26 protein-coding genes and 1 pseudogene are annotated in these 17,200 nt (G+C 50.1%); 17 read left to right on the top strand and 10 right to left on the bottom strand.

Annotated features, from left to right (window positions below; all coding sequences use genetic code 11):
• Positions 1–332: 332 nt before the first annotated feature.
• The 10 genes from GA0061070_RS19535 to GA0061070_RS19490 form a co-directional block, all read right to left on the bottom strand.
• Positions 333–557 carry a hypothetical protein gene (locus GA0061070_RS19535; RefSeq protein WP_090137644.1) on the bottom strand — a complete coding sequence of 75 codons (225 nt, stop codon included), beginning with the start codon at positions 555–557 and terminating at the stop codon, positions 333–335.
• Positions 558–893 carry a hypothetical protein gene (locus GA0061070_RS19530; protein ID WP_090137658.1) on the bottom strand — a complete coding sequence of 112 codons (336 nt, stop codon included), beginning with the start codon at positions 891–893 and terminating at the stop codon, positions 558–560.
• A 5-nt stretch (positions 894–898) separates the two neighbouring features.
• Complete coding sequence (locus GA0061070_RS19525) at positions 899–1,726, bottom strand: BRO-N domain-containing protein (RefSeq protein WP_090137643.1); 828 nt, start codon at positions 1,724–1,726, stop codon at positions 899–901.
• Between the two features lie 9 nt (positions 1,727–1,735).
• Positions 1,736–2,140, bottom strand: a complete 405-nt coding sequence (locus GA0061070_RS19520; RefSeq protein WP_090137642.1) for a hypothetical protein — start codon at positions 2,138–2,140, stop codon at positions 1,736–1,738.
• A complete protein-coding gene (locus tag GA0061070_RS19515; RefSeq protein WP_090137641.1) occupies positions 2,137–2,358 on the bottom strand; it encodes a ParE family toxin-like protein in 222 nt (73 codons plus the stop codon). Before GA0061070_RS19515 ends, GA0061070_RS19520 begins: the two co-directional genes overlap by 4 nt.
• Positions 2,355–2,714 carry a hypothetical protein gene (locus GA0061070_RS19510; protein ID WP_090137640.1) on the bottom strand — a complete coding sequence of 120 codons (360 nt, stop codon included), beginning with the start codon at positions 2,712–2,714 and terminating at the stop codon, positions 2,355–2,357. Before GA0061070_RS19510 ends, GA0061070_RS19515 begins: the two co-directional genes overlap by 4 nt.
• On the bottom strand, positions 2,707–2,928 hold the full coding sequence (locus GA0061070_RS19505; RefSeq protein WP_090137639.1) for a hypothetical protein: 222 nt from the start codon (positions 2,926–2,928) through the stop codon (positions 2,707–2,709). Before GA0061070_RS19505 ends, GA0061070_RS19510 begins: the two co-directional genes overlap by 8 nt.
• Positions 2,929–3,025: 97 nt before the next feature.
• Complete coding sequence (locus GA0061070_RS19500; RefSeq protein ID WP_090137638.1) at positions 3,026–3,415, bottom strand: S24 family peptidase; 390 nt, start codon at positions 3,413–3,415, stop codon at positions 3,026–3,028.
• A 60-nt stretch (positions 3,416–3,475) separates the two neighbouring features.
• Positions 3,476–3,913 (bottom strand): helix-turn-helix domain-containing protein, encoded by a 438-nt coding sequence (locus GA0061070_RS19495; protein WP_090137637.1) that lies wholly within the window; start codon positions 3,911–3,913, stop codon positions 3,476–3,478.
• Positions 3,914–4,118: 205 nt separating this feature from the next.
• Positions 4,119–4,829, bottom strand: a complete 711-nt coding sequence (locus GA0061070_RS19490) for an XRE family transcriptional regulator (protein WP_090137636.1) — start codon at positions 4,827–4,829, stop codon at positions 4,119–4,121.
• 102 nt (positions 4,830–4,931) lie between these two features.
• Here GA0061070_RS19490 and GA0061070_RS19485 point away from each other — a divergent pair, with 102 nt between their 5' ends.
• The 17 genes and pseudogenes from GA0061070_RS19485 to GA0061070_RS19410 form a co-directional block, all read left to right on the top strand.
• Positions 4,932–5,153 carry a helix-turn-helix domain-containing protein gene (locus tag GA0061070_RS19485; protein WP_090137635.1) on the top strand — a complete coding sequence of 74 codons (222 nt, stop codon included), beginning with the start codon at positions 4,932–4,934 and terminating at the stop codon, positions 5,151–5,153.
• 18 nt (positions 5,154–5,171) lie between these two features.
• Positions 5,172–5,456, top strand: coding sequence for a hypothetical protein (locus GA0061070_RS19480; protein WP_090137634.1), 285 nt, complete (start codon positions 5,172–5,174; stop codon positions 5,454–5,456).
• A gap of 338 nt (positions 5,457–5,794) precedes the next feature.
• On the top strand, positions 5,795–7,408 hold the full coding sequence (locus tag GA0061070_RS19475; RefSeq protein WP_090137633.1) for a DEAD/DEAH box helicase: 1,614 nt from the start codon (positions 5,795–5,797) through the stop codon (positions 7,406–7,408).
• Entirely contained in the window at positions 7,405–8,376 is a 972-nt protein-coding gene (locus GA0061070_RS19470) for a DUF7146 domain-containing protein (protein ID WP_090137632.1), read from the top strand. Before GA0061070_RS19475 ends, GA0061070_RS19470 begins: the two co-directional genes overlap by 4 nt.
• A pseudogene (locus tag GA0061070_RS26040) lies at positions 8,373–8,441 on the top strand (hypothetical protein); the annotation flags it as partial. The gene GA0061070_RS19470 and the pseudogene GA0061070_RS26040, both read left to right, overlap by 4 nt.
• A gap of 4 nt (positions 8,442–8,445) precedes the next feature.
• Complete coding sequence (locus tag GA0061070_RS19465; RefSeq protein WP_090137631.1) at positions 8,446–8,859, top strand: antiterminator Q family protein; 414 nt, start codon at positions 8,446–8,448, stop codon at positions 8,857–8,859.
• A gap of 103 nt (positions 8,860–8,962) precedes the next feature.
• Positions 8,963–9,289, top strand: coding sequence for a hypothetical protein (locus GA0061070_RS19460; protein WP_090137630.1), 327 nt, complete (start codon positions 8,963–8,965; stop codon positions 9,287–9,289).
• A 501-nt stretch (positions 9,290–9,790) separates the two neighbouring features.
• Positions 9,791–10,102, top strand: a complete 312-nt coding sequence (locus GA0061070_RS19455) for a hypothetical protein (RefSeq protein WP_090137629.1) — start codon at positions 9,791–9,793, stop codon at positions 10,100–10,102.
• On the top strand, positions 10,089–10,610 hold the full coding sequence (locus tag GA0061070_RS19450; RefSeq protein WP_090137628.1) for a lysozyme: 522 nt from the start codon (positions 10,089–10,091) through the stop codon (positions 10,608–10,610). The genes GA0061070_RS19455 and GA0061070_RS19450 overlap by 14 nt, the downstream gene beginning before the upstream one ends.
• Positions 10,610–11,140 (top strand): hypothetical protein, encoded by a 531-nt coding sequence (locus GA0061070_RS19445; protein WP_090137627.1) that lies wholly within the window; start codon positions 10,610–10,612, stop codon positions 11,138–11,140. The genes GA0061070_RS19450 and GA0061070_RS19445 overlap by 1 nt, the downstream gene beginning before the upstream one ends.
• Positions 11,137–11,403: a DUF1378 family protein gene (locus GA0061070_RS19440; protein ID WP_090137626.1), complete on the top strand. Its 267-nt coding sequence runs from the start codon at positions 11,137–11,139 to the stop codon at positions 11,401–11,403. Before GA0061070_RS19445 ends, GA0061070_RS19440 begins: the two co-directional genes overlap by 4 nt.
• 152 nt (positions 11,404–11,555) lie before the next feature.
• Positions 11,556–11,984 carry a hypothetical protein gene (locus GA0061070_RS19435; RefSeq protein ID WP_090137625.1) on the top strand — a complete coding sequence of 143 codons (429 nt, stop codon included), beginning with the start codon at positions 11,556–11,558 and terminating at the stop codon, positions 11,982–11,984.
• A gap of 98 nt (positions 11,985–12,082) precedes the next feature.
• Positions 12,083–12,472 carry a hypothetical protein gene (locus GA0061070_RS19430; protein ID WP_090137624.1) on the top strand — a complete coding sequence of 130 codons (390 nt, stop codon included), beginning with the start codon at positions 12,083–12,085 and terminating at the stop codon, positions 12,470–12,472.
• Positions 12,473–12,538: 66 nt separating this feature from the next.
• A complete protein-coding gene (locus tag GA0061070_RS19425) occupies positions 12,539–13,543 on the top strand; it encodes a tyrosine-type recombinase/integrase (protein ID WP_090137623.1) in 1,005 nt (334 codons plus the stop codon).
• Between the two features lie 246 nt (positions 13,544–13,789).
• Entirely contained in the window at positions 13,790–14,392 is a 603-nt protein-coding gene (locus tag GA0061070_RS19420; RefSeq protein ID WP_090137622.1) for a hypothetical protein, read from the top strand.
• A 198-nt stretch (positions 14,393–14,590) separates the two neighbouring features.
• Positions 14,591–16,207, top strand: coding sequence for a terminase large subunit (locus tag GA0061070_RS19415; RefSeq protein WP_090137621.1), 1,617 nt, complete (start codon positions 14,591–14,593; stop codon positions 16,205–16,207).
• 4 nt (positions 16,208–16,211) lie between these two features.
• Positions 16,212–17,200, top strand: a 989-nt coding sequence (locus tag GA0061070_RS19410; protein ID WP_090137620.1) for a DUF1073 domain-containing protein, incomplete at its 3' end; no start/stop codon positions are given.

Genomic DNA, 17,200 nt, shown 5'->3' with positions numbered 1-17,200 from the left:
TGCTGGTTCATGACTCGGCGGATACTTCCCGTTATCCCACGAACCGATATCATCAACTTCTGGCGCTGGCGCTGGCGGTGCGGCGTATGCAATGCGTTTCCGTTGGTCGCTATACAAATCAAACACGTCCTTTGCAACGTCAGACCACGTATGGCTGCCAACGCCGTCATTAACTTGATATACTGGCTCGATGCCCAGCGCAGCAAGGGCAATTTTCAGTGCCGCCAGGGTGTTATTGCCGTCTTCGTCGAGACCGAAAGGCATATCGTCACGCACAACTTCCATTTCAGCGATTGTGGTTTCAAGCCATTTGCGGCCAATCGTCTGTGTTGTCATCGTGCTACCTCCCGCATAACATTTTTATAGGCCCGGCTTACCCGCGATGTCGGGCCAGAGATAATCGTCTTCATCAGGAAAAATCCGCTCCGGCTGGCGATGGTTCCCGGCGCCAGGAAAAGCGCAGTATCAACTGCGCGATTGTGACGGCGAAACTCGAACGCGGTACTGGTGATCGTCACCGTGGCCACAGCGCCTTTATCGTTGAATTCGATTTTCATTCAAGCCTTCCCTGCGACCGTATCGCCCATGTCATTAACCATGCTCTGCCAGATCTCCAGGCCGGCTTGCGTCAGTTCGTTGCCACTAACGCAGCGGCTCAACAACTGGATTCCGATCTCTTCCCACTGTGGGTAATTGTCTTTGATCGCCTCCAGTGCGTAACCGTCGACTAAATCCCTGACTCCTTTAATGCCGCCGACAATGTTCACCTGTATTGCTTGCCCTCCAGCATTAACCATGAAGCTATCCCCGGTGCTGGTGGCGCTGATATGTCCATAAAGGGCTGAGGCATACTGATTTGCCAGCGCGTTAAGGCGGAAGTTTTGTGTAATAATCGCCATCATTCTTTCTCCACACTGAGTACCTCAGGATCCTTGCGCAGAAGAAAGCCGCCAAACTCTGGATGCTGCCAGCGCTTGAGCTTACCGCTGGGCCGGGTTGATTCCTCCAGCAGCACCTGAAAGGCATGGATAAAGGCTTCACGCTGAACGCACAGGCCACGAATACCCGTTAGTTGCCTGGTGGGAAGACTGGCGAACTGGATCAGGCGGCGGCAGGAAGGATCTGAAAGCCCGGTCTCCCACGACACTTTATGCACCGGTACAAATTCACTATCGGTGTTGGGCATTTCAGTTCCGGTGCTGATGCGTGTTTGCGGCGCGGCAGGTGATGCAGGAGCAGCAGACACCAGGCTAACGCTGGCCACCTCCATCACTGCTTTCATCGTTGCTGATGCGGTCGCTTCGGCCACAACGCGGGCCAGCGAAAGGATGTCGCTGTGCATGCTGATTGCCTGCGGTGCTGGCTCAGCAACGGGTAACGACTTGCCGTATGAACCCGTTTCCATAATGGACGGAAGCACATCCTCACATACCCAGTCCTGCACGCGTTCTGCGGACGGAAGCTGGCTGCGCAGGATGAGACGGAACATATCCGCCTGACCGGCAAGCTGGATACCGCGAGGTTTTTCACCAAAACCTAATTCTCGCGATTCGCTATAATTAATTTTAATCAGTGACTTGCAATGCTTCGCCAGCGCATCAGCGGGATTTGCGTAACCCAGAGATTTTGCCAGTCCCACCGCATCTAATACGGGTTTCCCTTTGTAAAGCATACCGGTGAGAGAAAGATTCAGCTCAGACGAGTTAAAATGCATCAGGTTTGTCATAAAATTTCCTCAAAACGGTTTGATTGATTGCAGGGCAGCAACGTCCTTCACATAGCGGTCATGCATGGAATCCCATGCTGCACACCACTTCTGCATTTCGCGTTTGCGGGCCAGGATGCGTCGGAGACGCCGGATTGTGCGCTGGTGGGCCGCCAGGTACTCAGCCTTTGTTTCCCCGTCTCGCCATACCTCAATGTCGTCACGATCAATGCGTACCCGAGGGTGACGCTGCTGGAATCCGGAACGAGCGAAGGCATGAGATGTCATGAAAAAAGCCAGATAGCGGATCGCTGTATCGCGGCTGAAGCATTTCTTTGTGCGACCGTGGCGGGCTGCCACGAACAACGGGCCAGCGGGTGTGTCGTATTTCTGGAGAGCCAGGTCAATGACGCTGACGGTGCGGTTATCTTTCATTTTCTGTCCTTTATCTTTGAATAGCGCTCATGGCTCATTACCACCCAGTCCGTGCCACCATCGCGGGAAAGCAGACGCCAGCGCAGATTAACTTTCAGGCTCAGATTCCCGGAGCCATGCATACGGCGCGGATGAATCCGGCCTTTCCGGTACTGGCGGAGAACATGCACCGCCTGTTCGTGAACCCACTCAGGGATTCGGATCGCGGTGAGCGTCATAAATGCTCCTGTGTTATGGCTGCGGTTTTCTTTGCATGCTCAACCAGTTCGGCTACAAGCTCATCGACCAGCAGCTTTCCGCTTTCTGTCAGATATTCACCATGACCATTCACATCAACTGCATTCCGGTATAATTCGCGGATAGCTTTATCTCCGTCGATACTTCCATGTTCTTTTCTGGCAATATTTTCGAAACGAACCAGAAGACCATCTATAACAATTTCGGTAAGCTCCAGCGTTGTTATTCCGCCTTTCGGCAAACTGATAACAATGCAGGTGCTTCCTGTTTTTCGCTGGTGGCGAAGTAATGCTGCTTTTAATATCCTGTGGCGATAGGTGAGAATTAAATTATCCATTGCGATTTTTATCCTCTAATTTCAGAACGATTTCTTCTTCACGTTCTGTCCAGTCGTGAATTCGAGAGGACATGTCATAGACCAGTGAACATAAAGTTCTTAATTGAAAATGATCTAGTTTTTCGTGATATTCGAAAAGTGTCTGGGCCAGCCCTGCAAGTTGTTCGGCGGTAATATTTACTTGCTGGATATCCTGACGCCTTAACTCTGCCATGATTACCGCCCATATGCTTTACGTAGAAACAGAACGGCTATATCCCAATAGCCAGCCGATGCCATTAATGTAGCAGTGTGAAATGCGCATTTGTTTTTCATGCGTAATGCCTTACTGTCATTGAGGCAACAACGCGACCATGCACCTGCATATCGCTCTGGTCTTCAATATCAAGCGTGAAAGTCTGGTAATGACGATTGTCTGAAATAATCTTCAAAGCACCACCAGTCATTGGCTCAACACGTTTAATAAATAAGCAGCGATGACCAAACACATCGCGGGTAAAAACATAAATTCCTGGACTGGTGATCTGCCCGCCACAATCAACAAAAGCAATTAACTCACCCGGCTGAATAGTTGGCTGCATCGAGTCGCCATTCATCTGGCTGGTCATTATTTTATTGGCGCATTGCTCGGTTTGATTATCACTAAACAATGCACCCGGTACTGGTATTGATTTATTAATTACTGAAAGTGCATTTTGCATTTTCATTTCCTCAGGTTGAGAGAGGCCACACCAGTTAAGGCGTTAATTAATTTGAGTTAATTAATCTTGTAGTTTGTCTGCTTTTTTACTAATAACTTCTTGAAGTTCGTCAAGCTTTTCAAAAACGATAGTCAGCGTTCCGATTGCATGTAATTCCTGTGGCATGCAATCCATAGCGTTAGAAATTGCCCATTTGCAATTACCAATATCAGCAGCCCATGAGTTAAGTATGCCACAATTTAAATCAACCACTGACTCTGTGAATTCACCACATTCATCATGACCGGCAATAAGCCACAAAACATCTGCATGGAGGATATTAGATAACTTCACCAACTGATCCGCGAATGGGGTAGCTTTTTCATTTTCCCAGTCGTCGATGGTTTCAGTAATCAAGCCAAGATGATCGGCAAGAAAATCCTGTGAAAGGTTTAACGCTGTTCTCCTAGTAAAAATTCTCTTTCCGATTGTTTTTGCTATTACCGTTTGCTTACTCATCTCATTGGCTCCGCTGTTTACCGATGAGATAAAGATACTAATAACAAGTGTACTTGTAAAATACAATTTGAACTTATATTTGATTGTTGTGTTAACTATTTGTTTTTAAATATAATATTTCGTTGTTAGGTTTGTATTTACCTGTTTGTTACGCAAAAAAAACCCAGCAAGGCTGGGTTTATTGAAAGTGAAACAGTTTTAATTGTTACCAGATGGTGCTTGACCAAAACATACGGCCGATAATTTCAAGGTTTTGCAGCTCAGCATCTTCAGGTGGGTGACCTTCGGTGTTGAAACTTCTTATGCTAACTGTAGTGGGGCCTGTTCTGTAAAGCAGTTTTAAGCGCTTCCAGCCGTCTTGATTTATGGCATATACCTTTCCATCAACTATTTTTTTATCGTTGGTGTTGATGGCTACGGTAGCGCCATCTGGGATAAATGGCTCCATGCTATCTCCTGCTGCTGGAAAGCAGAGAACCCCCGATCCATCTGAATTTGCTCCGACTCTCCGCAAGGTTGCTTTGGAAAACCTAAGCTTAAATCCGTTATAGTCCTCATCAACCACGCTACCATCTCCACAAGCGAATTCTATATCCTTCAAGAATGGAACTTCCACTTCATCGGTTGGCAGGGGGGGGTGTTTGTCCCAGGCATCCACCTTACCCCACTCATGCTCTGGGGGGATTTGGTCTTCTTTTAATCGTTCTCGCTTTTCTTGTTCGCCAATCCCAGACTGGAGCCACTTTACATCGCACTGGAGAGAGGCGGCTAACTCCACGATGTAACGAGGTCTTAGTATTTTCCCGTCTTCAAGTTGTTGAATAGCCTGCTGAGAAACTCCCGCAAGGTTTGCCAGTTCTGTCTGCGTTAACCCTATCTGAATACGTCTGTTTTTGACTCGTTCACTGATGCTCATAGCCCCCCCTCACTTTTGGCTTGTAATGGTCACAATAAAAATGGTCTTTGACAAACAAGTTATCTTCAAAATACAATACAATTAAACTTGTTTGAGGTCTATATGAATACACTACGGGAAAGACTCAAATTTAAAAGGCTTGAGCTGGGACTAACTCAATCAGCATTGGCTGAGCGTGTATCACTGAAGCAGCAAAGCATCCAGCTTATTGAGGCGGGAAAAACTTTACAGCCGCGGTGCATTCTCGGTTTGGCTCGCGCTCTCAAATGCGATCCAAACTGGCTGATTTTTGGTGATGAGAGCAACCAGCAGACCAAGGATTGACATGCCACCGGAGGCTTTATGTACCCGGATCGTGTGCAGATTGAAATGCCTGCGTGGTACAGCCAGGCAGACGCGGCATGGATTCAGGAGCAATTGATCCTGCTGCCTCCTTCGCTGAGACGAAAAATTGCCCAGCGATATTCAGAAGTTTATGAAGTTGAGTTTGACGCCGAGCCTGTCTCATTCCGTCAGGAGAACAGAGCGAGGCATGAGGCCAATACACGGCTTCGCAAGTTCGTGAGAACGCACGGACGAGCAATCCAGGGGTACACGACTGAACCGCCCCTGGCAGGAACGCGGTAAGCGGGACTGAGGATAACCGGGCTTAAAGGCGTCTGGTTGCATGCCGGCTTAAAGGTTCCGGGTGCTGGTGAGTCGATTCTCTGATTGTCTGTTTTTTATCCTTGTACCAGCTTTCTAGTACATGAGATGGGGAAGAGGGAAGAGGGGGGTAAGGGGGGAGATGGGTGTTAGGGAAGGGGAAGCATCCTTTTCCAACAGACAGCTCCATAGGTCAGGTAGGTACCGATCCAAGAGACAGGGTTTAAAACAGCGATGTACTAGTTATCTGGTACAAAACTGGAAGCCACTCAGATCGGGAATGGTTCCTTCTGGAATAGTGATTTCTAAAGGTGGTGGCAATGCTGAACATTAAACCGAATTTTGCACAGGAACGCGGTCTGAACTCGCTGCGCCGGGAGTGGAAGCAGAAACGTACCTTCATGGTCTATGCACCCACAGGCAGCGGCAAAACCGGTCTGGCCGCATTCATCACCGCCGGGCACGTCAGCCGTGGTAAGCGCGTCCTGTTTATTGCCCCGTTCACCATTCTTGTTCAGCAGACTGTCACCCGCTTTGTTGAATATGGTCTGTCGGCTGACGATATCGGGATCATCTGGCGCGATCATCCGGACTATGACCCGTCACGTCTGATTCAGATTGCCAGCGCAGATACACTGATCCGCCGTGATTTTCCTGACAACATCGATCTGATTATTGTCGATGAAGCGCACATGAAGCGCCGCGCTCTGCTGGAGATCATCCGGGATTCCGGCATTAAGGTTATAGGTCTTTCCGGAACTCCGTTCTCTCCCTGGCTGGGGCAGTATTACGAAAATCTCATAAAACCCACCACCATCAGGGAACTGATCCAGCGTGGCGATCTGAGCACCTTTGAATTTTACGCGCCAACCAAACCTGACCTGAAAGGGGTGAAAACCAGCGTTACCGCAGGCTATGGCTCTGACTACAACGAAACTCAACTGGCCGAAATCATGTGTGGTTCCGATCTGGTGGGCGACATTGTTGATAACTGGCTGCGCAACGGTTGTGACCTGCCCACGGTAGCGTTCTGTGTGAATGTGGATCACGCTAATTTCGTGACCATGCAGTTTAACCGTGCAGGCATTAATGCCGAAGTCATGATCGCGGAGACACCTTCCGATGAGCGCCACCTCATCATTCACCGGTTCGAAACGGGCGCCACAAAAATCATCGTCAGCGTCGGTGTACTGGTGGCCGGGTTCGACAGTGATGTGCGCTGCATCATCTACGCTCGTCCGACAAAGAGCGAGATCCGCTGGTTGCAGGCAATAGGTCGCGGTTTGCGCACTGCCCCCGGTAAAGACACCTGCCTCATCTTCGATCATAGCGGGACAGTTCACCGCCTCGGCTTCCCGGATGCTATCGAGTATGACGATTTGCCATCAAAAAGCGATGGCATGAAAGAAGTTGCCTCGCGAGCCACCAAAGAGCGCGAAGAAAAACTTCCGAAAGAATGTCCTGAGTGCCACTTCATGAAACCTGCCGGGGTTTATGTCTGTCCGAAATGTGGGTTCAAACCGCTGGTCGGCGAAGACGTTCAGACTGATACACAGCGCAACATCAAAAAGCTCAAAAAAGGTGAAAAGGTTTACACCAAATCCGACAAACAGTCCTGGTGGAGCCAGATCAAATTCTACCAGCGTCAGCGTGCCTCTATGGGTAAAGCGATCAGCAATGGCTGGTGTGCTCATACCTTCTTCGAAAAATTTGGCGAGTGGCCGAATGGACTGAGTGACTTCCCGATGGAGATCACGCCGGAGGTCAGCAACCACATCAAACACAAACTCATCGCTTACGCCCGGGGAAGGGAGAAATCTGCCCCGGCGGGCAAAACTGAACCGTCCACGCAGGCTGGCGGTGAAACGCAAAAAATCATCAATGCAAAACATCGGATGGCAGATATTCGCAGTATGTTGGAGAAAAGAGCGTGAAAACAGCAGAGGCAGCAAAAGGCCGGTGGGCTGAGATTTTTGAATATTACGGATTGCCGCCGATCACGGGTAAAAACCACTTTAAGGGTGAATGTCCGGTATGTGGCGCGCGTGGAAAATACCGCGTCGATGACCGCGATGGCGCAGGTACATGGATTTGCGTCTGTGGCAGCGGCGATGGCATGTCACTGCTGGTAAAGACTCAGGGGAAGAGTTTCAGCGCTATCAGCACGGAAGTGGATCAGATCATAGGTAACGATTACCGCCATGAAAAAATTCCGGTCAACAGCTCCGCTGCCAGATTACGTCAGCGCACCATCAGTAAGTTTGCAAAGCTGGTGCCGTTGCGCGGAACAACCGGTGCCGGATACCTGCAACACCGTGGTATTACAAAACTACCCACTGATGCGATCAGATTTTGTGACAGGCAGCGCCATGCCGGGAAGGTTTACCAGGCGCTTTATGCGCTGGCAACCGATGACAAGGGCGAGTTGTGTTACCTGCATCGCACTTTGCTGGAAGGTGAATATAAAGCGCCGCTGGGGGAAAGTGCCAAACGTCAGAAATCCATGCAGGAAGAAAACTATCTCGAACATGCCCGTTCAGTGGCCATCCGCATGTTTCCTGTGTCCTCAACACTGGGTATCGCTGAGGGGATTGAGACCGCGCTCTCCTGCTACCAGATTTATGGCGTGAACACCTGGGCGACGATGAACAGCGGTTTTATGAAAAAGTTTCGGGTACCTGCCGGAGTTAAGCACCTGGTTATTTTTGCTGACAACGACGCACATTCAGCTACAGGGGAGGCGGCAGCGTACGAATGCGCCCATGCCAATTTGCTTGCGAAAAATGATCTGGTGAAAGTCAGCATCCGCTGGTGCGATAACGGCGACTTCAACGACCTGCTTATGAACGGCGATCTGGTTCGTGAGCGTGTATACACGAAAAAACAACAGGTGGCCGCATGAAACTGGAAGCATCTCTCAAACATTTTAGCCCGCAGGGCATGCACATCATCGACAGTACAGGAGAGAAAAATGCGTGATATCCAGATGGTATTAGAGCGATGGGGGGTATGGGCTGCTGGCGGATCAGCAAATATCGGATACCCGCGTACCGCTGCTGGGTTGTCCCGTTTGCTTCCCGCCAGCAGAGCAGGTAAGCCATCCTGCTGTGACGATGATGGAATGTTCATCAACGAGGCGATGATTCGTCTCAGAAAGCACGATGAGTATCTTTGCTCACTTCTGGAATGGCACTATATCGACAATATGACGTTGCGCGTTATGGCAACGAAACTGGGTATTTCCCACAACCATGTTTCAGTTCGGCTCCAGGCTGCTGAGAGTTTTATTCAGGGATCACTTTGCACCCTTGAGATTAAACTCGAAATGGACAGGGAGTGCCGAAAGGAAAACATTCTTCCACCGAGATTAAAAAGGGTTGTGTAATTACAAAACTCGTTTTAATCTGTTAAGAGTGGTTACTTCGCCACACCGCTTAACATCGAAACCCTGCCAGTAATGGCGGGGTTTTTTGCTTTCTGGAGCCCTCATGTCTCAACAGGTAACCGAGCAGTTAGTTTTTCGACCAGCCAGTGAAAAGCTGACAAAGGATTCAGACGGTAAGTGGGTAATTTTGCTAAACCCGTGTGACGGCTGGCACATTGCTCATGTAATCGCACTCGAAGAAGATGGCGAGGTTTATCATGTTGGCGCATACCAGTTTGCTGGCGGAGAGTTCGAACCGCACGAATTTTATGTCGCCTGGGCGTTGCTTCCAGATTCGATTAATTTGGCAAGCCATTTTGAAGACCAGCAGTTAAGTCCAGAAATTCGTGAGTCTCGCTGGCGCGAATGGGTTGAAAAAATCAATAGCTAAACACGCCGTCATCGTGGCGACGTTATCTAGCACATATGGTGCATAACTGATTTCGCGATTAGGTTATGCCGTTAGCTCCACGAAACGGAGCCCATAACAGGTAAGAGCAGCGAACAAGGCGAAAACCGGTAGACGCGACTAATGCCATCCGGGCGACCAGTGCTCTTTCCGTTGTGGTGAATGCGCAGGCTGATGCGCTGGCCGCCAATGTGTACCTTCTGTAGAACAACATGATGAGAGTAAAACTAGCACTACGCCGATGTGTTTCTCATCGAAATGAAGGAATGCCGGAGTTCAGCACCGGCCACCACACCAAACCCTACCAGCGGGTACCTTCGGCCATAATGCCGACATTGCTTTACCCTCTTATTGCTCGCCGCGCGCGAGCTTTTTTATTCTCAGGCCTCGGGAATCAACTTCAGATGGCTTCGTTGTTAAATGCAGCCCGAGAGCCTGACCCTTTTCACTCACACAGCGCCCCCAACAACCGGAGGTGCGGATATGCAACGTATGAATTCAACAGATGGACACAACCTGCCGTACTGGTGGTCGTCGCTGCTTGCTGGCTTTTCTCTTCTGTCGTTGCAGGATTACGTCTTCATTCTTGGGGCACTGATATCTGCCTATTTCACTATCAAGACGTATTACGCGAAACGTAAAGAAGAGCGACAGCGGCTGGAAGAAGAACGTAAACGCACCCGACTGCTGGAGGAGTATCTCCACGACGTTGCGAATAAACCGGCTCATGAGCGCCCGGCCTCGGCTGAGGTGGTAACTGAGGCAATGAAAAAGGTGGGATATGTCAGCGATTAAAAAAGCCGGCGGGGCGGTTGGTGTGGTTTGTTCTGTCGGAACGATCATCGCTATCGTGCTGCATGCTGGACAAGTTCGCACTAACGAGCGCGGGCTTGAGCTAATCGGCAATGCAGAGGCATGCCGTCGTGATCCGTATGTTTGCCCGGCGGGCGTCCTCACTGATGGTATCGGCAACACCCACGGCGTTAAAGCTGGTACCCGCAAGACCGATACGCAGATCGCCGCCGACTGGGAGAAAAACATCCTTCAGGCTGAGAAGTGCGTCAACAGCTACGCCGCTGGCGTGAAGCTGAGTGACAACACGTTTTCCGCCGTCACGTCGATCACGTTCAATGTTGGTTGCGGCGCCATGCAGAAATCGACGCTGTTCTGGCTGCTGCGCCAGGGGAAGACGGTTGATGCCTGCCAGCAGTTCCCGCGCTGGGTTTATGCCAGCGGTGTGAAGTTGCCGGGACTGGTAACGCGCCGCGCAGCAGAGAAACAGCTTTGCCTGGATGGTGCGTGATGAGCGCCGAAACCCGCGCCAGCATCATTGTGTTTCTGATCCTGCTGGTGGCAGGCCTCGGAGTTTTCTTCGGTTATCGCTACGAGAGCAACAGCAGCCGCGCCGATACAGCTGAAGCTAATGTGCTCGTTCAGGCCAAAGTCATTCAGATGCAGGCCGACCAGCAGCAGGCGTTTAACAGCATCGCCAGTACCACAGCGAACCAGAACAAAAGCGTGGATGCAAAAGCAGAGGAAACCGTCATTGAATACCGAACGATTCTCAAGCGGGAGAAAACTTGCGATCTGCCTGTTCCTGCTGACATTGCTAACGGGCTGCTCGACTACACGTACCGTCTACGTGTCAGCGCAATGCACACCACTTCCGGCGGAACTGACACAGCAGGTGCTGGCACCGCTGCCACCAGCACCCTGACATATTGCCAGGCTGTTCTGTGGATTCAGCCACTGCTGGCGGCAATAGAGAAAGCCAACAATCAACTTTCAGCCATTCAACAGGCTGAACAACTCAGGCAGGTAAAAACAAAATGACGTTCTATGAAACCGTATTGCTGTACTTTTCCACCGTGGGCACCGCGTTTCTGTTAATCGCTGGTGGCTGGGTAAAAATCCGCGACTGGCTCAAAACGAAGGCCGCCGCAAAAGTGGAAGCCGCGGCGGCTGCTGCGCAAGCGAAGGAAGCTGAGATTGAAGCCGAAGTTCAGGAGCGCCTGAAAAAACTACAGGCTGAAACTGACGCTGCGCCAGAAGCAATGGCTACCAGCACAGCCGGTTCAGTCGCTGCCACTGCGTAAAGTGGCAAAAAAACAGAGCCTCGCAAATGGCGGGGCTTTTTTATGCGCCTCGCACGCGCATCAAAAAAGAGTCTTTCAGTAGTGAGCCTGGGCAAGCCGTTTGCTCTTGGCGGCTTTGCCGTGCGACAGGCTCACCCCTAAAAGGAAATACCATGAAAAAGTTTTTCACCAGCCTGATTACAAGCGCCTCTGACTATGCGCTGCTGATTATCCTGCTTTATTCATCAATAACTGGCGTTCAATCGTTAATAGGGCTAACGGTCGCCGCTTACTGGGTAATTATGGCTTTGGCCTTTTTTATCGGCCCGCTGGTTTACATCCTGAGCTATGCAGCTAAAAGTGCAAAAGATGAAGAGTCTCGCCGTAAGGCACTGGAAATTGTTGGCGGCATAGCGAAAAAAAAGAATCTGTTCCTCCGTTCAGTCGGTTGGCTGAAGTTGATCATTATCTGTTGTCTATTGGCATATGGTGGGTGGGTTTTTACGGCCGTCTGCTATGCGCTGATGTCTTTTTATCTTCGCCTGTTTACTTCGCTGGCCCGCGACAATGTAGCTTCACTGAAAACGAATGAGGCGGCATGATGGCATGTTTAAATGTGGAAATTATTTCAGCGAGCAAAAATTAAGATCGCGTGGCGGTTTGCAAAACCGAAAATTACTTTAGTGCGAGATTGTGAAATATGAAAAAAGATACTTTAAGCGTATGCATACTTGGATTGCCTAAGCCGTGGGGTGTTGAATTCAAATATGATTTACAACAAACAAATGAAGAAAATGCACTTTCAGCTTTAATAAAAGCTGCGATGGTAGCGGGTCTAGACGTTGGTAAAAGAATAACCTCCAGTGAATCATCCATTTATATAACTGATTGTGAGCCTGCCGATACCGGAAAAACCGTTTATGAGGCAGTCTTTGAACTGAATGATGGTAAAAAAATACTGGGCTATTCGGATCAAGACCAACCGGTAGTGGATGGGGAATATTATTGCTGTGCAGCTAATAAAGACCTGAAAGGGAGCGTTTTTGTGGCGGCTAGATATGTCACCAATTTCCGCTTTACTCCTATTTAACGCTGATATTACAGAAGCTCTTCAATGATGGGCTTCGATAATGTTAATTGTTGAGGGCTGTTCAGTATGGCTTCGATAAAAGAATCCACTGATGCCAATGGACAATCAAAATATTACGTCCACTGGAAGGATGAAAAATCCGGTCATGGACGCCGTCGTATTTTTAAGAATATTGATGATGCCGCACATCTTTTCTGGCAAAAACAGAATATCGAACTGGATTGTCGAACCGCCAACTGGAGCGGAATAGACCATTCATGGACGTTCCGTAAGTTAATCTTTTTTTTTCTCGGTTATCAGGCCAACAAGCTGGAAAAAAACATCATACGGCTTTCCTCTTACAGTAAATGCCGTCACGACCTTCTGGCTGTTCAGGGGGCGATACTGGAAAAAAACGTTCTCCGGATCAGTCACCGTGATATCACCGATTCAGTTCGCCCCGGATGCCATCGCTGGATTCGTTCGGCGTTCTTCCTCCTGGAAGAAAAAAGGCTCATCACGTTTAATCCGGTTGATCGTCCGGTTCGCAGGCATCGTCGACCCATAACGATCCCTTCACGGGAAACTGTACGAAATTTACTCAACACAGCGCCGCAGCGGGAACGAATTGCATGCTGGCTCGGGATTTGCGGTCTGCGCCTCGGGGAAGCTCTGGCAGTGACCTACGAGGACGTTTCCCACGAAACAATCAAAATCCGGCGACATATCGTCAATGGCGTTATTCGGGAAGGGCTAAAACGCGGGGTAGAGCGTCAGGTGAGAATGCCAAGAGAGCTTCTTTCCCTGCTGAATATGGAGCACTTCGGGACAACTCAGCCGCTGGTATCAAACAGCTTTACTGGCGCGCCATTGTCCATCAACTACGGCACGCAGGGAATTCTACAGAAAACGCTGTCAGCGCATGGTATCAGGCGATTTCACCACCTCCGACATTTTGCAGTGTCCAGGCTGGCAGCCAGGGGCGTCGACATCACGCATGTTTCCCGCCTTATCGGGCATGTGAATATCAGAACCACCATTGATGTTTATGGGCATCTGTTCTGTGCGCCGGTGGACATGGATCTGGACTGAGTAACCCACATAATGGAAATAGTAGGGCGATCCACTATCTCCCCGTTTCATGCGGCCTGAGAGCACCAAATCGCAGTTTTGGAGAAAAATCGATAACTCCGCATTTTTTCGGCTTTTTAATTCCGCACTCAAACGCAGACAGGCAGCGGCCTGAAAGCGGATTTTTTGGCAGAATTATTCCGCACGCAAAATGCGGAAAAATGATTTTGAACAAAATATAAACAGTCACCGATATCAGGTAAGCGTATGGCCCGTAAACATAGTTTTAAAAAGGCCTACGTCGGGATCGTTGTTGATATGGCGTTGGCACGTAACAAAATATCAAATCGCATGGTTGCCCAGCGGTTAGGGATTGACGAAGCGACTATCAGGAACTGGCGGAAAGAGCATCCTGATCTGGATCGTGCATTCACTGAGGCACGCGAAGTGCTGATGGAGAAAATCAACAGCGTGGCGGGCAGGAGCCTGGATGTTCGAAAAAGGAAGGTGGTCACCAAATCTGCAGATGGGATGAAAACAACCATTGAGGATGTGCTACCCACCCACAATGACGTGGCCGTATTCGCTAAATCTCTTGGCCTTGGACACAGCATGTACGGCGAGGAAGAACGCCAGCGTGATGTGCTTCGCGACGTGATGAAACATAAGGTGGCCGGAAAATATAACGCGCTTGAGGCGGCACAGCTGCTTGAGGCTGAGGGGATAAAGGTTCCGGCAACTCTGCTTATGGAGCTGGAAGCGCCGAAAGTATTCGAACCGTTCACCAATAAAGGTGAGGTAGACAAAGCCAGCACCGTAAGCCTGACTCCACACGAAGCGGCAGACGCCTACAAAAAACTCATGGGCTGAAAAATGCAAAAACAGGCGTTTTGAACTGAAAAAACGCTATGCACTTTTTGACCTGTTTTATGCATGTTTTATTCACCCGGTTTTTGCCACTTTATTGGTGGAAATAGCTCTCTCGCGCCAAACGCCCGATGAGTGCTATTCCGCCAGTTCGGGTAACGTCCATTATGTTAAATCGGGTCAAATTTCCGGAAATTTACTATGCCGCTCCCGTTTCCGTTCGACTTCAAAAAACCGGACTATAGCGCCGTGTTTGCATGGCGCACCGAACGGCTACAGCGCATCCGGCAGCAGCCTGAAATGATACCGGCACTCAGGCAGTTTTATCGCAATAACCCGGCCCAGTTCATCATCGACTGGGGGATGACATCTGACCCGCGAAACATCGATTACGGTCTGCCGGTAACTATCCCGTTCCTTCTTTTCCCAAAGCAGGAAGAGTGGATTAACTGGATACTGGATCGGCGTTCCAACCGCGAAAACGGGATTACAGAGAAAAGCCGTGAGATGGGGCTTAGCTGGACTTCCGTTGGCCTTGCCTGCACCTTGTGCCTGTTTAACAAAGACATGGTGATTGGCTTTGGTAGTCGCAAAGAGATGTATGTGGATTCAACAAGCGATCCTAAATCACTCTTCTGGAAAGCCAGAAAATTCATTGAACAACTACCTGTTGAATTTCGTGGTGGCTGGAATGAAAAAAAACACTCCCGATTCATGGAGGTGGAGTTTCCTGATTCCGGCGCGATTATTAAGGGTGAAGCGGGCGATAACATTGGCCGTGGTGACCGTACAACGCTTTATTTTGTGGATGAGTCTGCATTCCTGGCGCGCCCGCTGCTGATTGATGCGGCGTTATCACAGACGACCCGATGCCGTATCGATCTCAGCTCGGTCAATGGTATGGCTAACCCGTTTGCCCAGAAACGGCATGGCGGAAAAATTCCGGTATTTACGTTCCACTGGCGCAGCGATCCACGCAAAGACGATGAGTGGTATCACGCAGAATGCGACAAAATTGATAACCCGGTGATTGTTGCCCAGGAGCTTGATTTAAATTACAGCGCCTCGGCAGAGGGCGTGCTTATTCCCTCCGAATGGGTACAGGCTGCCATTGATGCTCATATCAAACTTGGCATTCAGCCCACTGGTAAGCGTCTTGGCGCAATGGATGTGGCCGATGAGGGCAAAGACAAAAACGCCTTTTCCACCCGCCACGGGTTTCTGCTGGAGAACGTCCGGGAATGGTCAGGTGTCGGCAGTGATATTTACGGTTCTGTCGAGAAGGTCTTCGGCTACTGCGAAGCGGACAACCTGACAGAGTTTCGTTTCGACGAGGACGGGCTTGGTGCCGGTGCGCGTGGTGATGCGAGGGTTATTAACGAGCAGCGTACTGCCGTTCAACGACCAATGATTATAGCCACTCCGTTTCGCGGCAGCGGTGGCGTATTTGATCCGGATGAAGAGGCGGTGAAAGGGGATAACGGCCAGAATGCTCGCCTGAACAAAGATTTTTTTGCCAACGCGAAAGCCCAGAGCTGGTGGCATCTGCGTAAGCTCTTCCGCAACACTTACCGCGCGGTTGAAGAGGGTAAACCCTACAACCCTGATGAAATCATTTCCATCAGCAGCACAATGAAAAACAAAGACAAACTTATTATCGAGCTTTCACAACCAACCTACGCCATTAACGGGGTGGGTAAAATATCTGTGAATAAACAGCCAGAAGGCACAAAATCACCGAACCTTGCGGACTCTGTAATGATCAATTACGCGCCAATGGATTCCTCTCTTGATGTCTGGCTGAAATTCGGAGCATAAACGCATGGCGAAACAAGTAAAACGAGTCGCCACGGCGGACTCTTACGATAACTTTATTGCCCGCGTCGGAATGCAGCAGCCCAACCAGCACGCAGCATCAACGTACCGGGCGAATTACACCAGCCGCAATCGGCTATTGGTGGAGTGGGCCTATCGTTCATCCTGGATCATCGGCGTTGCCGTTGACGCTATCCCTGATGATATGACAAAGAAAGGTGTGCGCATCACCAGCGAGATTGAGCCGAAGCGTCGCGGCATTCTGGAGTCGAAATTTGAAGAGCTTCAACTCTGGGAGGCGCTCAACGAGGCACTGAAATGGTCGCGGCTTTATGGCGGTGCCGGTGCGCTTATTCTCATTGAGGGGCAGGCGCCGTTAACACCGCTGATCCTGGATAAAGTCGGCAAAGGAAGCTTTAAAGGGCTGGCCGTACTTGACCGCTGGATGCTCAACCCGCAACTGATGCGGCGCATTAAAACGCTTGGCCCACACCTCGGCAAACCGGAGTTCTACGACATCGTGACGACGGCGCAGGGCTTGCCAGCCTGGACACTCCATCATAGCCGCCTCATTCGAATGGATGGTGTGAAACTGCCTTACCAGCAGAAAATCACTGAAAATGAATGGGGTATGTCAGTCGTTGAGCGCATCTTCGACCGTCTGACGTCCTACGACAGCACCAGTGTCGGCGCGGCCCAACTTTCATACAAGGCCCATTTGCGGACAATGAAAGTTAAAAAATTGCGAGAGTTGATTGGGATGGGTGGTAAAGGACTCGAATCACTACTCAAGCAAATGGACATGGTTCGTCAGTATCAGACAAATGAAGGGATGACACTAATTGACGCTGAGGACACCTTCGAAACCCACTCATATACGTTTGCCGGATTGTCTGATCTGCTGAGCGAGTTCAAGGAGGACATCGCCGGGGCCGTTGGAATTCCGCTGGTGCGCATGTTCCGGCAGTCGCCGAAAGGTTTTTCAACTGGCGACGC

Source organism: Kosakonia oryziphila (assembly GCF_900094795.1).
Taxonomy (GTDB): Bacteria; Pseudomonadota; Gammaproteobacteria; order Enterobacterales; family Enterobacteriaceae; genus Kosakonia; species Kosakonia oryziphila.
The sequence above is the reverse complement of the archived record's forward strand: the minus strand, read 5'-3'. Positions and strand labels throughout refer to the sequence as shown.

Coding starts and splice junctions, on each gene's coding strand:
- GA0061070_RS19535 (WP_090137644.1), bottom strand. CDS start 557: ATGAAAATCGAATTCAACGATAAAGGCGCTGTGGCCACGGTGACGATC.
- GA0061070_RS19525 (WP_090137643.1), bottom strand. CDS start 1,726: ATGACAAACCTGATGCATTTTAACTCGTCTGAGCTGAATCTTTCTCTC.
- GA0061070_RS19520 (WP_090137642.1), bottom strand. CDS start 2,140: ATGAAAGATAACCGCACCGTCAGCGTCATTGACCTGGCTCTCCAGAAA.
- GA0061070_RS19515 (WP_090137641.1), bottom strand. CDS start 2,358: ATGACGCTCACCGCGATCCGAATCCCTGAGTGGGTTCACGAACAGGCG.
- GA0061070_RS19510 (WP_090137640.1), bottom strand. CDS start 2,714: ATGGATAATTTAATTCTCACCTATCGCCACAGGATATTAAAAGCAGCA.
- GA0061070_RS19505 (WP_090137639.1), bottom strand. CDS start 2,928: ATGGCAGAGTTAAGGCGTCAGGATATCCAGCAAGTAAATATTACCGCC.
- GA0061070_RS19500 (WP_090137638.1), bottom strand. CDS start 3,415: ATGCAAAATGCACTTTCAGTAATTAATAAATCAATACCAGTACCGGGT.
- GA0061070_RS19495 (WP_090137637.1), bottom strand. CDS start 3,913: ATGAGTAAGCAAACGGTAATAGCAAAAACAATCGGAAAGAGAATTTTT.
- GA0061070_RS19490 (WP_090137636.1), bottom strand. CDS start 4,829: ATGAGCATCAGTGAACGAGTCAAAAACAGACGTATTCAGATAGGGTTA.
- GA0061070_RS19485 (WP_090137635.1), top strand. CDS start 4,932: ATGAATACACTACGGGAAAGACTCAAATTTAAAAGGCTTGAGCTGGGA.
- GA0061070_RS19480 (WP_090137634.1), top strand. CDS start 5,172: ATGTACCCGGATCGTGTGCAGATTGAAATGCCTGCGTGGTACAGCCAG.
- GA0061070_RS19475 (WP_090137633.1), top strand. CDS start 5,795: ATGCTGAACATTAAACCGAATTTTGCACAGGAACGCGGTCTGAACTCG.
- GA0061070_RS19465 (WP_090137631.1), top strand. CDS start 8,446: ATGCGTGATATCCAGATGGTATTAGAGCGATGGGGGGTATGGGCTGCT.
- GA0061070_RS19460 (WP_090137630.1), top strand. CDS start 8,963: ATGTCTCAACAGGTAACCGAGCAGTTAGTTTTTCGACCAGCCAGTGAA.
- GA0061070_RS19455 (WP_090137629.1), top strand. CDS start 9,791: ATGCAACGTATGAATTCAACAGATGGACACAACCTGCCGTACTGGTGG.
- GA0061070_RS19450 (WP_090137628.1), top strand. CDS start 10,089: ATGTCAGCGATTAAAAAAGCCGGCGGGGCGGTTGGTGTGGTTTGTTCT.
- GA0061070_RS19445 (WP_090137627.1), top strand. CDS start 10,610: ATGAGCGCCGAAACCCGCGCCAGCATCATTGTGTTTCTGATCCTGCTG.
- GA0061070_RS19440 (WP_090137626.1), top strand. CDS start 11,137: ATGACGTTCTATGAAACCGTATTGCTGTACTTTTCCACCGTGGGCACC.
- GA0061070_RS19435 (WP_090137625.1), top strand. CDS start 11,556: ATGAAAAAGTTTTTCACCAGCCTGATTACAAGCGCCTCTGACTATGCG.
- GA0061070_RS19430 (WP_090137624.1), top strand. CDS start 12,083: ATGAAAAAAGATACTTTAAGCGTATGCATACTTGGATTGCCTAAGCCG.
- GA0061070_RS19425 (WP_090137623.1), top strand. CDS start 12,539: ATGGCTTCGATAAAAGAATCCACTGATGCCAATGGACAATCAAAATAT.
- GA0061070_RS19420 (WP_090137622.1), top strand. CDS start 13,790: ATGGCCCGTAAACATAGTTTTAAAAAGGCCTACGTCGGGATCGTTGTT.
- GA0061070_RS19415 (WP_090137621.1), top strand. CDS start 14,591: ATGCCGCTCCCGTTTCCGTTCGACTTCAAAAAACCGGACTATAGCGCC.